The 14,279-nt window shown below is 62.5% G+C and carries 12 protein-coding genes and 1 pseudogene; 6 read left to right on the plus strand and 7 right to left on the minus strand.

The features are described from left to right. Positions 1-13: 13 nt before the first annotated feature. Entirely contained in the window at positions 14-1,039 is a 1,026-nt protein-coding gene (locus tag GR197_RS08785; protein WP_164008535.1) for a LacI family DNA-binding transcriptional regulator, read from the minus strand. A 92-nt stretch (positions 1,040-1,131) separates the two neighbouring features. Here GR197_RS08785 and GR197_RS08790 point away from each other — a divergent pair, with 92 nt between their 5' ends. The 3 genes from GR197_RS08790 to GR197_RS08800 all read left to right on the plus strand — a co-directional run bounded on the left by GR197_RS08790 (position 1,132) and on the right by GR197_RS08800 (position 4,236). Next, positions 1,132-2,319 carry a phytanoyl-CoA dioxygenase family protein gene (locus tag GR197_RS08790; protein WP_164008537.1) on the plus strand — a complete coding sequence of 396 codons (1,188 nt, stop codon included), beginning with the start codon at positions 1,132-1,134 and terminating at the stop codon, positions 2,317-2,319. A gap of 89 nt (positions 2,320-2,408) precedes the next feature. Then, positions 2,409-3,230 carry an SDR family oxidoreductase gene (locus GR197_RS08795; protein ID WP_164008539.1) on the plus strand — a complete coding sequence of 274 codons (822 nt, stop codon included), beginning with the start codon at positions 2,409-2,411 and terminating at the stop codon, positions 3,228-3,230. Between the two features lie 94 nt (positions 3,231-3,324). Then, the gene (locus tag GR197_RS08800; RefSeq protein ID WP_164008540.1) at positions 3,325-4,236 is read left to right on the plus strand and encodes an SMP-30/gluconolactonase/LRE family protein; all 912 of its coding nucleotides are present in this window, start codon (positions 3,325-3,327) and stop codon (positions 4,234-4,236) included. A gap of 3 nt (positions 4,237-4,239) precedes the next feature. Here GR197_RS08800 and GR197_RS08805 read toward each other — a convergent pair whose 3' ends face one another. The 5 genes from GR197_RS08805 to GR197_RS08825 all read right to left on the minus strand — a co-directional run bounded on the left by GR197_RS08805 (position 4,240) and on the right by GR197_RS08825 (position 9,325). Continuing rightward, a complete protein-coding gene (locus tag GR197_RS08805; protein ID WP_164008543.1) occupies positions 4,240-4,989 on the minus strand; it encodes a ThuA domain-containing protein in 750 nt (249 codons plus the stop codon). A gap of 21 nt (positions 4,990-5,010) precedes the next feature. Continuing rightward, positions 5,011-6,093, minus strand: coding sequence for an ABC transporter ATP-binding protein (locus GR197_RS08810; protein WP_164008545.1), 1,083 nt, complete (start codon positions 6,091-6,093; stop codon positions 5,011-5,013). 19 nt (positions 6,094-6,112) lie between these two features. Then, positions 6,113-7,024 (minus strand): carbohydrate ABC transporter permease, encoded by a 912-nt coding sequence (locus GR197_RS08815; protein ID WP_164008547.1) that lies wholly within the window; start codon positions 7,022-7,024, stop codon positions 6,113-6,115. Between the two features lies 1 nt (position 7,025). Next, on the minus strand, positions 7,026-7,913 hold the full coding sequence (locus GR197_RS08820) for a carbohydrate ABC transporter permease (protein ID WP_164008549.1): 888 nt from the start codon (positions 7,911-7,913) through the stop codon (positions 7,026-7,028). Between the two features lie 119 nt (positions 7,914-8,032). Next, entirely contained in the window at positions 8,033-9,325 is a 1,293-nt protein-coding gene (locus GR197_RS08825) for an ABC transporter substrate-binding protein (protein WP_164008551.1), read from the minus strand. Between the two features lie 202 nt (positions 9,326-9,527). Between GR197_RS08825 and GR197_RS08830 the strand changes: the two genes are divergently transcribed. The 3 genes from GR197_RS08830 to GR197_RS08840 all read left to right on the plus strand — a co-directional run bounded on the left by GR197_RS08830 (position 9,528) and on the right by GR197_RS08840 (position 13,998). Further along, a complete protein-coding gene (locus GR197_RS08830; RefSeq protein WP_164008553.1) occupies positions 9,528-10,535 on the plus strand; it encodes a Gfo/Idh/MocA family protein in 1,008 nt (335 codons plus the stop codon). Positions 10,536-10,544: 9 nt separating this feature from the next. Continuing rightward, complete coding sequence (locus GR197_RS08835) at positions 10,545-11,543, plus strand: LacI family DNA-binding transcriptional regulator (RefSeq protein WP_164008555.1); 999 nt, start codon at positions 10,545-10,547, stop codon at positions 11,541-11,543. A 202-nt stretch (positions 11,544-11,745) separates the two neighbouring features. Beyond that, positions 11,746-13,998, plus strand: coding sequence for a glycoside hydrolase family 2 protein (locus GR197_RS08840; RefSeq protein ID WP_164008557.1), 2,253 nt, complete (start codon positions 11,746-11,748; stop codon positions 13,996-13,998). Positions 13,999-14,046: 48 nt separating this feature from the next. Here the strand turns inward: GR197_RS08840 and GR197_RS08845 are convergent. After that, positions 14,047-14,279, minus strand: a pseudogene (locus GR197_RS08845) (sugar ABC transporter ATP-binding protein); the annotation flags it as partial.

A 14,279-nucleotide genomic window follows, 5' to 3' on the forward strand; every position in this document is an offset into this window, starting at 1 on the left:
GAAGCCAATTGGCTCAATCGCCGACGGGCATGTTGTAGGGCGTGACGATTTCGACCGATGAGAGCGAGGCCGGAACCGCCCGACCCGGTGACGTCGCCCGGCCCATGATCGCCCTGAAGGCCGAACGCGCATCGGTTCTGAGATCATGGTGCAGCACGAAGCCGATCCGGCGGGCGGCAAGCAGGGCGCGGTTGTCGACGTCGAGATCATGGGCGACGAAGGCGTGGACCGGGCGTCTGGCCGCATCGAAGGCTGCCAGCACCGCCCGGTTGCCGCCACCGATCGAATAGACGGCATTGATCGTGGGATCGGCGGCAAGGGCAGCCGCCGCGAGTGTTCCCGTCGCCGTGTCGGTGCCGTGCCCCTCGCTGATTTCGGTGATGCCGATCCCGGGATAATGGGCGCGGATGATGCGGCGAAAGCCGATCTCGCGCTCCTCCTCGCCGCGGAACCGCCCGCTCGACAGCGTCACCAGCACCCTGCCGCCACCGCTCGCAAGCACTTCGCCGATGAGATAGGCCGCGGTCTCGCCCGCCGCCCGGTTGTCGGCGCCGGCATAGGCGATGCGTGCCGAATTCGGCAGGTCGGTCACCAGCGTCACCACGGGAATGCCGGCCGCATCCGCCCGCGCAACGGCAGCAGCCACCTCGGCAACGTCAGGCGCCTTGAGCACGATGCCGTGTGTGCCGCGCAGCCGGATGCGGTCGAGAAGCTGCACCATCTCGGCCGGCTTCATCATCTCGGCAAAATGGAACCGGCATCGGAAGATACCGGGCAGGAAGGCCGCCATCTCGGCCTCGAAGGCGGCGCGCACCGCATCGCTGAAACGCTGCGGCGTCTCCATGACGATGTCGATCGCCAGCATGCGCCCGCTCGCCACCGCCCCGGCCTGCTGCTTTTCGAGCTCGGCGATCGCCGCCTTCACCCGCATTTCCGTCTGTTGGCGCACACCCGGCCGCCCGTTCAACACCCGGTCGACCGTCGCGGTGCTCAATCCGGCCTGGAAGGCGATGTCCTTGACGAGAAAGAGATGGGCCATGGAATCTGTTTGATGGTTTTTTGATGGATTCCTGATCTATATCACCCGGCATCGCGGCGTATAGTGCCTTCATCGAAAGAGGAGGAGCCATCATGAAAACCAACAATCAGCAGAAATTGCGCGCCGACCGTGTCTGGCTCAGCGAAGACAGCTGCGATCTCGAGGATTTTCGCCGCCTGGCGGAACAGACCACCGCACTTGCCGATTACCCCACGGCTTCTGCTGTCGAAAAAAACGTGCTGATCTATGACAGCCGCAAGGTGACGGCGGCGGCCGCAACGCCGGAGGGCCGGCGCGCCGTGCTGGCCGAAATCTCAGAGGCCTTCGGCGACGGTCCCGGCGTCGCCGTCTTCAAGCATGCGTACGAGGATACCGGCATTATCGACCGCGCCAGCGCGGTCTTCGATCAGATCATCGAGGAGCAGCACCGAACCTCGACCGGCGGCGGCGATCACTTCGCCAAACCCGGCGCCAACGATCGCATCTGGAATTCGCTGGAGAAACATTGCCTCGCCGATCCTGCGAATTTCGCCCAATATTACGGCAATGCCATCGTCGCACTGGCAAGCCAAGCCTGGCTCGGCCCGAGCTATCAGATGACGGCGCAGGTCAACCGGGTCAATCCGGGCGGCGCGGCGCAGTCGGCCCATCGCGACTACCATCTCGGCTTCCAATCGTCTGCGGTGATCGAGCAGTTTCCGGCGCATGTGCACCGGCTTTCGCCGGTGCTGACGCTGCAGGGCGCTGTCGCCCATTGCGATATGCCGCTCGAAAGCGGCCCGACGCTCTTCCTGCCACACAGCCAGACCTATGTGCCGGGTTATCTCGCGCTCAAGCGTCAGGAGTTCCGGGATTATTTCGAGGCCAACCACATCCAGCTGCCGCTCGAAAAAGGCGACGTCGTCTTCTTCAATCCCGCCCTCTTCCACGCCGCCGGCACCAACCGCTCGGCCGATATCAAGCGCGTCGCCAACCTGTTGCAGGTCTCCTCCGCCTTCGGCCGGGCGATGGAAACGGTCAATCGTGAAAAAATGAGCGCCACGCTCTTTCCCGCCCTGAAGCGCTTGCGGGGCAAGCTCTCATCGGATGAAATCGCCAACGCAGTTTCCGCCTGCGCCGAAGGTTATTCCTTCCCGACCAATCTCGACCGAGACCCGCCGCTCGGCGGCCTGGCGCCGAAAACGCAGGCGCAGTTGATGCACGAGGCATTGAAGGAAGGCTGGAGCGACGAAGCGTTTACGGCGGCGCTTGCCGAGCAGGCTGAGAAAAAATTGAGCTGACCGCCGGAGGCGAACCAGACTGCCCAAATCGAAAAGGCCTTCCGCACCCGCGGAGCGCCATTGGCATATCATCACCAGGGAGGAACCACATGAGCACGGATCACGGCCGCCTCGACGGCAAGATCGCTATCGTCACCGGCGGCACGCAAGGATTGGGCACGACCATCGCCCGTCTCTTCGCCGAACGCGGTGCTGAGGGCATCGTTATCTGCGGCCGCAACGAAGCCAAGGGCAGGGCGAAGGCCGCGGAAATCTCTGCCGCAACCGGCGTGAAGGTCGTCTACGTCAGGGCCGACCTCGGCAAGGTCGAGGACGCCAACAATGTCGTGCATGCCTGCGACGAGGCCTTCGGCCGGGTAGACGCGCTGGTCAATGCCGCCGCCATCACCGATCGCGGCACCATCCTCGACACCAGCCCTGAACTCTTCGACGCCATCTTCGCCGTCAACGTGCGCGCACCGTTCTTCCTGATGCAGGAAACGGTGAAGGTCATGCGCCGCGAAAAGACCGAGGGCACCATCGTCAACATCGGCTCGATGTCGGCAAAAGCCGGCCAGCCCTTCATCGCTGCCTATTGCGCCTCCAAGGGGGCGTTGGAAACGCTGACGAAGAACACCGCCTATGCGCTGCTGCGCAACCGCATCCGCGTCAACGGCCTCAACATCGGCTGGATGGCTTCCGAAGGCGAGGATCGGATCCAGCGTGAGTATCACGATGCGCCCGCCGACTGGCTGGAGAAGGCGGCGGCAAGCCAACCCTTCGGCCGCCTCGTCGACCCGCATGAAGTGGCGCGCGCCTGCGCCTACCTGTCATCGTCCGAATCCGGCCTGATGACCGGCTCGGTCATCTGCTTCGATCAGTCGATCTGGGGCGCTTACGACGGCTCGCCGCATCCGGTGGCGGCTCTCTGATCAGTCATGAGCCCGGCATTTCCCCAAGCCGGGCTCTGGCACCTCTCAGGATTTGCCGCTAGGAAGATGCGGCAGCATTCAGGGAGAAACTGGCGTGGCCGACAATCCGCTTTATGACATCCGCGATGAACGTTTTAGCGCCCTGGTCATCGGCAGCGCCGCACTCGACGAGCTCTATTCCGGCGGCCGCTGGACGGAAGGCCCCGTCTGGTTTTCCGACCTCAACTGCCTTCTCTGGAGCGATATTCCGAACGAACGCATGATGCGCTGGACGCCGGATGGCACGGTCTCGGTCTTCCGCTCGCCCTCCAACTACGTCAACGGCAATACCCGCGACCGGCAGGGCCGGCTGATCTCCTGCGAACATGGCGGCCGCCGCGTCACCCGCACCGAGACGGACGGCAGCATCACCGTCCTTGCCGACAGCTACAAGGGCAAGCGGCTGAACTCACCGAACGACGTCGTCGTGCATTCCGATGGCGGCGTCTGGTTCACCGACCCGACCTACGGCATCCTCTCGGACTACGAGGGCCACAAAGCCGAGCCCGAGCAGCCGACCCGCAACGTCTACCGGATCGACCCGGCAAACGGCGCGATCGAGGCCGTCGTCGAGGACTTCATCCAGCCGAACGGCCTTGCCTTCTCGCCCGACGAGACGAAGCTCTACATTGCCGATTCCGGCTCGGCGAAACATGACGTGCCGCGCCATATAAGAGTTTTCGACGTCGTCGACGGCAGGAAGCTCGCTAACAGCCGCTATTTCTGCAGCCTCGACGTCGGCAACCCTGACGGTTTCCGCTTCGATGTCAGCGGCAATCTCTGGACGAGTGCCGGCGACGGCGTGCATTGCTTTTCCCCCGACGGGGCCCTGCTCGGCAAGATCAGGGTGCCGCAGACGGTGTCCAATCTCACCTTCGGCGGCCCCAAGAAAAACCGGCTCTTCATCACCGCGACGCGCTCGGTCTATTCGATCTATACGAAGACCAACGGCGCCCAATATCCGTAAGGATCAGCCCTTCACGGCATCCGGCCTGCCATGCAGCGGCTCGGCGCGGTGCCAGTTCTCCAGGATACGGCCGTCCCTATGTTTCTGCCGCGCCCAGCGGATTCCGTTCGAGATCACCTTGTGCACGATCTTGTCGTGATAGATCGGATAGGTCTCGTGGCCGGGGCTGAAGAAGAAGATGCGTCCACGCCCGCGCTGGAAGGTGCAGCCGCTGCGAAAAACCTCGCCGCCGGAATACCAGGAGATGAACACCAGTTCATCCGGCTGCGGAATGTCGAAAGGCTCGCCATACATTTCTGAGGCATTGACCTCGAAATAGGGCGGCAGTCCCTCGGCGATCGGATGTGAGGGATTGACCACCCAGACGCGCTCCAGGTCGCCATCCGGCGTCTCGCGCCAGGAAAGATTGGCATTGGTGCCCATCAGCCGGCGGAAGAGCTTGGAATGATGGCCGGAATGCAGCACCAGCAGGCCCATGCCCTTCAGCACACGCTGCTGCACGCGTTCGATCAGCCCGTCGCTGACCTCCTCATGCGCCATATGCCCCCACCAGAGCAGCACGTCGGTATCAGCGAGCACGCTGTCCGGCAGGCCTTCATCGGGATCGTCGAGTGTGCCGCGGCGGATTTCGAAATCCGGATGGGCGATGCCGGCGGCAATCGCGCCGTCGATACGATCGGGATAGATGTCCTGAACCTCCTTATGGAGCTGCTCGTGGCGTCCCTCGTTCCAGATGGTGACCTTGATTGTCATGGCATTCCTCGATGTTTGCGGTCAGGCGGTTGCCGGACGGATCACCCGGCCGGCGGAATCGAACAGATGGCAGGCGGCAGGATCGGCGGTCAGCGACACGTGGTCGCCCGGCCGCACCGCGATATCGCCCTCGGCACGCACGACGATCGGCTGCTGCGGCGAGCCGACGGTCATGTAGGTCTCGACACCCAGCCGCTCGACGATGACCACTTCGGCCGTGAAATGGCCCTGCCCTTCCGGCACGATCTTCAGATGCTCCGGCCGGATGCCGAGCTTGGCCTCGCCCTGCGGCACCGCGCCATTGGCATCGGCAAAATCGAGCGACAGCCCGATCGGACTGTCGAGATGCAGCGCACCCGCAGAGGCCCGCGTCGCGGTGACCGGGATGACGTTCATCTTCGGCGAGCCGATGAAGGTGGCGACGAATTCATTCTGCGGCTGATGGTAAAGTGACATCGGCGCGCCCTCCTGTGCCACCAGGCCCTTGTTCAGCACGACGATGCGGTCGGCCATCGTCATCGCCTCCACCTGGTCGTGGGTGACGTAGACGACGGTTGCTTTCAGCTCGCGGTGCAGCCGTTGCAGCTCGGCGCGCATCTGCACGCGCAGCGCCGAATCGAGGTTCGAGAGCGGCTCGTCGAACAGGATCAATGCCGGTTTCTTGATGATAGCGCGGCCGATCGCCACGCGCTGGCGCTGGCCGCCGGAAAGGGCGGCCGGGCGGCGGTCGAGATAGTCGGTGAGTTGCAGGATCTCGGCGACGCCTTCCACCTGCCGGCGGATCTCAGCCTCCGGCACCTTCTTCAGGCTGAGCGAGAAGCCGATATTTTCGGCAACGCTCATATGCGGATAGAGCGCATAGGACTGGAACACCATGGCGATACCGCGCTTGTCGGGCGGCACGTCGTTGATGCGCCTGCCGTTAAGGATGAGGTCGCCCTCGTCAATGCCTTCGAGGCCGGCAATCATCCGCAGCAGCGTCGACTTGCCGCAGCCGGACGGGCCGACGAAGACGGCGAATTCCCCGTCCTCCACGGTGATGTCGACGCCCTTGATGACCTCGAGCGCGCCGTAGAATTTGCGAACGTTTCTGAGATTGATCATCGATTTCTCTTTCTGGATCTCAGCCCTTCACGCCGCCCGAAAATGTCTGGACGAGGAAGCGCCGGGCAAAGCCGAAGGCGATGACGGCAGGCAGCAGGTAGATGAATGCCAGCGCCGTCAGCAGGCCGTAGTCGATCTCGTTGATACGCAGAAAGGCGCGGAAGAGACCGAGCGGCAGCGTCTGCAGCTCCGGTGACGACAGGAAGATCAGCGGCAGCAGAAAATCGCCCCAGGCCGACATGAAAGCAAACAGCCCGGCCGCAGCCAGCCCCGGCAGCGCCAGCGGGATCAGCACCCGGCGGATGCGCTGGATCAGTGTTGCCCCGTCCATCAGCGCCGCCTCCTCATAATCCCGCGGCAAGCCGTCGAAGAAAGTCTTCATGATCCAGAGCGCCAGCGGCAATTGCATCGTCGCCAGCACCAGGATCAGGCCGAGATAGCCGTCGATGAAGCCGGTCCAGCGCATGATGTCGCGGGCATAACTGCCGAAGATCGGCCTCAGCACTGCCGCTTCGGCATTGTTCAACGTCAGCAGGAATTTATAGAGCGGCACGACGAGCGCCGTCGGCGGCAGCACGCGGATGAGCAGGATCGCGTAGAGGAACGGCAGCTTCCACCACGCCCGGGTGCGCGACAGCGCATAACCGCCGAGCCCGGAAAGCACCATGACGAGCAGCGTAGCGCTGCCAACCACGAAGAGCGAGTTGAACAGCCACTTCGCCCCGTCCTCCTTGGTGAAGACTCTGACATAGTTGGCGAGGGTCCATTGCTGCGGCCAATGCAGGAAGAGCTGCGCATTGCCGTCGAGCGAGGCGAGCAGCACCCAGAAGAAAGGCACGGCGCAGAAGATCGAGATCAGCGACAGCGTCGCATAGGCGATGAGATCGGAGCGCCCCTTGTTGGCGGTCTCGCTTGGGGAAACGACGGCCATGTCAGACCTCCACCTTCATCGCCCGGACATAGGCGATGCCGAGAACCAGCGAGATGACGAGCGCAACGACCGCGACCGCGGCGCCATATCCGAGCTGGAACGACGTGAAGGACTGGTTGTAGATGTAAATGCTGACGACCTCGGTGGCGCCTCCGGGTCCGCCGCGCGTCAGCGCGTAGACGAGGCCGAAGACGGCAATAGTGGAAACCGCCGAGATCAGCATGTAGAGCAGGATGGTCGGCATCATCAGCGGCAGGGTGATACGGCGAAACATCTGCGACGGCGTGGCGCCGTCCATGCGCGCCGCCTCGTAGATTTCCGCCGGAATGGTGCTGAGGCCCGCGGTCAGCAGGATCATTGCCGTGGCGATGCCGCGCCAGGTGTTGACGATGATGATCATCGACAGCGGGAAGACCTGCAGCCAGTCGGCCGGCGTGATGCCGAAGGCGCTGACGATGCGGCTGAGCGTGGCATTGTCGCCGCCCGCCAGCATCGAGATCCACATGAAGCCGGCGACCACTTCGGGAGCGGCATTCGGCAGCAGGATGATCGACGAGAACACCCGCCGGAAACGGATCGGCCGGCGCAACGCGATTGCCGAAATAAGGCCGAGCGCAAACTGGCCGACCACGGCGGAACCGATGACGAAGACGAATGTGACGAACAGGGAGTTCCAGAATTTCGCGTCGTTGAACAGCCTGGTATAGTTGCGGAGCCCGACGAAGCGAGGCCGAAGTGCCGCCGCACCGGTCAACGCTTCATTGGTGAAGCTCAGATAGATGGAATAGATGGCCGGATAGATGACGAAGGCCAGAAGCAGCACCAGCGACGGCATTAGGATCAGCAGCCATTGCCGCTCGGCGCGCCTTTCATGAGAGTTTCGGGCCATGGAAGCTCACAAACCTTGTCATGTGAATCCGGCCTTGTCGTATGAACCGGTCTATCGAATGAACGCGGGAGGACGAGGGCGATGAGACCGCGTCCTCGCTCCCGAGGTAAAAGGCCCGCTTATTTGACCATGTCGTCGCCGAGCGTTTCCTTGACATAGTCGACCAGGATCTTCTGGGCGCCGGCAGCATCGGTTTCCTTGCGCAGCAGTGCTTCGGTGGCGCGCGCGACACCTTCCGAGACGGTACCGAAACCGGAGGCCTGCTTCAGGAAGACACCGTTTCCGGCCGCTGCATGGATCGGAACCAGTTCCGTCAGCTTCTGGAAGTCGGCATTCTTGGCCGCATCCTTGCTGGCCGGAATGTTGCCGATGCGGGCGGCATAGGAAACCTGCGTCTCGATCGAGCCGATCTCCATCAGCGCCTTGATTGCCAGTTCGGTATTGGCCGACTTGGAATTGACGGCCCACGGCGCGGCGAGATTGGCGAGCACATACTGACCGCTGCTCTGGCCCGGAACCGTCCAGGTTCCCACAACCTTCGTCACCTCGGGGATCGGGTTCTTGCTTTCGCGGCCCCAGTCGAAAATATAGCACCAGGAGCCGCAGGTGGTCGCGGCGAGCTTGCCGGCCGGGAACATCTGGTACTTCGGCACGACCCAGGGCTCCGGCCCGAGCAGCGGCTGCGTCGGCATCAGATCCTTGTCGATCAGCTGCTTGTAGACGTCGAAGACATCCTTGATGCCTTCGCCGTTCAGATCGAGTTTGCCGTCGGCATCGACCAGCTGCGGCGTCTTCGAACCAACGAGCAGGTGCTGGAAGCCTTCGTCGAAAGCGCCGCTCCCCCAGGAGACGCCGGCCGGGAAGAGCAGGCCGTAGGCACCGGTCTTCTGCTTGATCTCGGCGGCGCGGTCGAGAAGCGCCTGCCAGGTCTTCGGCTGCTCGGTGGAGATGCCGGCCTTTTCGAGAACGTCCTTGCGATAATAGATTTCCTGAATGCCGAGCATGAACGGCATCACATAGGTCTCGCCATCCGGGCTGACGGCAAGCTCCTTGGCAACGTCATAGAGGTTGGCATAGCCCTCCCAGGCCTTGAACTCCTTGGTGATAGGCGTGAGGTAGCCGGCCTCCACCATGTCGGCGACGGCAGCCGTCGTCGGTATGGAGAACAGATCGGGCGCGTTGCCGGCCCCGAGCTCCGTCAGCAGCTTGGTCAGGTAGTCCTTGTCGGGCGCCGGATATTCGATGACCTCGACGGTCACTCCATATTTCTTTTCGATCCGCTCGACCGTCGATTTCATCGCATCGATGCCGGCCTGACCATGATTGGCAATTCGGATTGTTTCAGCCTGCGCCAGTGTCGAAACCGCGCTGAGCAAAATGGCGCACAGGCCACCAAGAACCGTTTTCTTCAACGAAAAATCCTCCCTCTTTCAGACACACGGCGCCCTCCAGCACCGATTGCGAAAATGTATACGCATTCTATTGAGTCGCAAGACGTTTTTGAAATGATTCAAATGAAAAAATTAATTCATTGATTTTGCAGTATTATATAAGCCTTGCCACCATTGCTTTGCCTGTGTAATCGTGTGCACAATTCGTTTCAGGAGGAATTTTATGTCTGAGAAACTGCGCCTCGGCGTCATCGGTGCCGGCTTGAAAGCGGCGGAATATGCCGAGAGCTGGGTGAGGATGCCGGAGATCGAATTTACAGCGCTCGCCGACACCACGGCGGCTTCGCGTCAGCGCCTGATCGATGTCTGCCTTGCCGCCGGCACATCCGAGCCAAAGAACTTCGAGGACTATCGCCAGATGCTCGCCGAGTGCCGCGATGAACTCGACATTGTCTACGTCTCCACCCCGCATGCCTTCCATTCCGAACAGGCAACCGCCGTCGCCGAGGCCGGCCTCGACCTCTTCCTGGAAAAACCGATGGTGACGACCGTCGCCGAGGCCGAGAGGCTGATCGCCGCCCAGAGGAAAAGCGGCGTCACCATCGTCACCGCCTTCCAGGGCGGCCTGTCGCCGCTGGTGCTCGACACCCGCCGACGGGCTCTCGCCGGGGAATTCGGCGCGCTGATCGCCATATCGGGCATGATCTGGGAAAGCTGGTCGTCCAACTATCACGGCCATTGGAAGCAGCAGCCTGCCATATCGGGCGGCGGCTTCATGTTCGATACCGGCGCCCACATGATGAACACCGTCTGCCTGCTGGCCAATTCGGATTTCGACAGCGTGTCGGCCTACATGCACAACCATGGCAGACAGGTGGATATCGCCACCGCCGTCTCCGCCCGGCTGAAGAACGGCGCGCTGGCGACACTGACCGCCGCCGGCGAAGGCCCTCCGGGCTGCGCTTCCTACATCACCTTCTTCTATTCGAAGGCGATCGTGCACATTGACGCCTGGGGCGGCTGGCGCGAGATCAGTGTCGGCAGCAACGCCGAGCCGCGCGAGGAGGCCGAGATTCTCGGCAATCCGATGAAGAATTTCCTCGCCATTCGCGAGGGAAAGATGGAAAACTCCGGCTCCGTCGAAATGGGCCTCAGATTCGCTAGGCTATGGGATGCAATCAAGGAATCGGCAGCGGCCGACGGCGCTTCCGTCAGGATCGTCGCCGGATAGGCGCTGAAGATGAGCGGAATGAACAGACGGCGGATCACCTCGAAGGAATTGGCAAAGCTCGCCGGCGTCTCCTCCGCCACCGTTTCCCGCGCCTTCTCGCCGGATTCACGCATCGGCAGCGCCACCCGCGACCGCATCCTTGCCGTCGCTCGTGAACATGGCTACCAGCCGAATGCGATCGCCCGCTCGCTGAACAACCAGCGCTCGCGCCTGGTCGCCCTTGTCGTCAATGCGATCGGCAATCCGTGCGAGGCCGAAGAACAGCAGCTTCTCGTCCACCGCCTGCAGGCACGGCAATTATTGCCGATCATCCTGTGTTGCGCCGACCACGCCGACCGGCTGCAACTGATGCGCCTCGCCTCCACCTATCAGGTCGATCACGTCGTCGTCTTCTCCGACATGGTGTCGATGCAGGACGCCGTCGATATCTTCCACACGACCAAGCCGATCATCGTCTCCTTCGAGCCGCTCGAAAACGAAAATGTCTCCAGCATCCGCATCGATGGCTCTGCTGCCGCCGACGAGATCATCGACAAGATTGTCCGCGACGGCAAGAAGCGCTTCGCCTACCTCGCCGGCACCAATTCAAGCTGGATCGACAAGCTCAGGCGCAAGTGGTTTGCCGATGCGCTGGCCAAGCGCGGCCTGGCCTTCGAGGCGCAGGCCTTTGGCGACTATTCCTATGATTCCGGCTTCAAGGAAGCCGTGCTGCTGCTGCACCGTGACAAGGTCGACGCCATCATCTGCGGCAACGACGTCATGGCGATCGGCGCACGTGATGCCGCCCGCCGCGTGCTCGGCAGAAACACACCGGACGATATTGCCATCGTCGGCCAGGATGGCATTGCCATGGCCGCCTGGGATTGCAATGACCTCACCACGCTGAGCCTCGACCACACCGCCTTCATCGATGCCGTCGTCGAATTGATCGAACGCCATGACGCCGAGATCGAAGGCCCGCACAACATCACGCTCACCTGCGCCGCGCGCTGGGGCTCGACCGCCTGATGCATGTTCGTAGCCGAGCGTGAAGCGGTTGCGGATGACGACAGGCATGAAAAAAGCTAAAGCGCTGTCATGAAATCAGATTCGATGCGACACGCTTGAGCGCTCGCACCTTATTGCATCACGGAGGAATAGCCGATGACCCGATTTTCACGCGCCGAAAGGCGCCGCACCGCTTCCGATGCCATGACCGGGAGAGCCTGAGATGCGGTCCGTCGTTTCCTTCAACGAAGGCTGGAGTTTCCACGAGGGTTTTGGCCAGCGTCTGCTCGAAAGCTTCGATGCCGCCAGGTCGGTCAGTCTGCCCCATACCGCCGTCGAACTGCCCTTCAACTATTTCGACGAGACCAGCTATCAGCGCGCCTTCACCTATCAGAAGGTGCTGCGCTGGCTGCCTGAATTCGAGGGCCGCGAGGTCTCGCTCGTTTTCGACGCCGCCATGGCCGACAGCGTCGTCTACCTCAACGGCGAAGAGATCATCGCCCATAAGGACGGTTACACCCCCTTCGAGGCCCGCCTCACCGGCAAGCTCCTCAAGGGCGAGAACCTGGTGACGGTGAAGATCGACGGCAGCGAAAACCCCGCCATTCCGCCGTTCGGCGGCCGCATCGATTATCTCACCTATGCCGGCATCTATCGCGACGTATGGCTGAAGGTTACCGACCCCGTCTCGATCCGCAATCTCAAGATCGAAACCGCGGACGTTCTTGCCGCGGAGAAGTCGGCAACCATCCGCGTCGATATCGCCAATCCCGAGGCGCGCAGCTTCTCGGCGACCGTCACCGCCACGCTGAAGCTGGCAGACGGCACGGTGATCGCCACCGCAGCAACCGAAACGATCGGCGACCGCACCAGGCTTTCCTTCGGCGGCCTCACCGGCATCACGCTCTGGGACATTACCGATCCCACACTCTACGAGGTCACCGTCGAACTCAGGACCGAGCACGGCTCCGACCGTATCTCCACCCGCTTCGGCTTCCGCACCGCCGAATTCACCCCGGAAGGTTTCCTTCTCAACGGCAAACCGCTGAAGCTGCGCGGCCTCAACCGCCACCAATCCTTCCCCTATGTCGGTTATGCCGCCGGCCGGTCCGCTCAGGAGCGCGACGCCGACATCATGAAGACAGTGCTGAAGTGCAATATCGTCCGCACCTCGCATTATCCGCAGTCGAAATGGTTCCTCGACCGCTGCGATGCGATCGGCCTGCTGGTTTTCGAGGAGATCCCCGGCTGGCAGCATATCGGCGATGCCGACTGGCAGAAGGAATCGATGGAGAACGTCCGCCGCATGATCGAGCGCGACTGGAACCATCCCTCGATCATCATCTGGGGTGTGCGCATCAACGAATCGCAGGATAATCACGATTTCTACGCCGAGACCAATCGGCTCGCCCGCGAACTCGATAGCACCCGCCAGACCGGCGGCGTCCGTTATATCACCGAGAGCGAGCTGCTCGAAGACGTCTACACCATGAACGACTTCATCCTCGGCAACGAGGAACTGCCGGGCGCCAACCGCCCGCGCACTGCATTGCGCGGCCAGGAGGAAAATACAGGCCTGTCCCGCAAGGTGCCGTACCTCATCACCGAGTTCAACGGCCACATGCACCCGACGAAGATCTATGACCAGGAGCAGCGACAGGCCGAGCATGTACGCCGCCACCTCGAGGTCCTGAACGCCGCCTATGGCGATCCCGATATCTCCGGCGCCATCGGCTGGTGCATGTTCGATTACAACACCCACAAGGATTTCGGCTCCGGCGACCGCATCTGCTATCACGGCGTCATGGACATGTTCCGCGAGCCGAAATTCGCCGCCTATGCCTATATCAGCCAGTGCGACCCGTCCGAAGAGATCGTCATGAAGCCGGCGACTTTCTGGGCGCGCGGCGAGCGCAATATCGGCGGCGTGCTGCCGCTGATCATCCTGACCAATTGCGACGAGGTGGAGCTGCAATATGGCGCGCTCAGCAAGCGCATCGGTCCGGACCGCGAGAATTATCCGCATCTGCCGCATCCGCCCGTCGTGCTCGATCATCGGCACTTCACCCCAGATGAACTCGGCACCTGGGGTCTCGAATGGATCGACGGCACCTTGACCGGCTATATCGCCGGCGAGCCGGTGGCCAGCCTGACGCTGGCGGCCGATCCCTTGCCGACCACGCTGGAAATCGTCGCCGACAGCTCGACGCTGAGAGCCCGCGAACGCGACAGCACCCGCGTCATCATCCGCGCGCTGGACCAGTGCGGCCAGCGCCTGCCCTTCATGAACGACACGATTTCGCTGAAGGTGCATGGACCCGCAAAGATCGTCGGCCCGGCCAATGTGCCGCTGCAGGGCGGCACCGCCGGTTTCTGGCTGGAGGCGACCGGGATGGTGGGCGAGATCACCATCGAAGCGGTCTCCTCGCGTTTCGCGCCGGTGACGCTCAGCGTGACGGCGGCCGCAAACTCTTAGTGATAGAGCGTCGCGCATCTTATCCGACGCGCGACGCTCTAATAGCCGTCACCCGATCCGCACCTGGCTCTCAGGATCGAAGAACACAGCCTTGTCGAGATTGAAGGCAAGGCGTGTTGTCTGTCCTGGAGCGATGCCGGCATCGGCGCGCAGACGGGCGACGACGGATTTGCCGCCGAGCTTGGTGACGGCGAAGGTGTCGGAGCCGGCCGGTTCGACCACCTCGATCAGGCAATCGTCCTCGGTCAGCGAGCGCGCCTTGCGGTCGGCACCATCAGGAT

It is taken from the genome of Rhizobium phaseoli (genome assembly GCF_010668805.1).
Taxonomy (GTDB): Bacteria; Pseudomonadota; Alphaproteobacteria; order Rhizobiales; family Rhizobiaceae; genus Rhizobium; species Rhizobium phaseoli_A.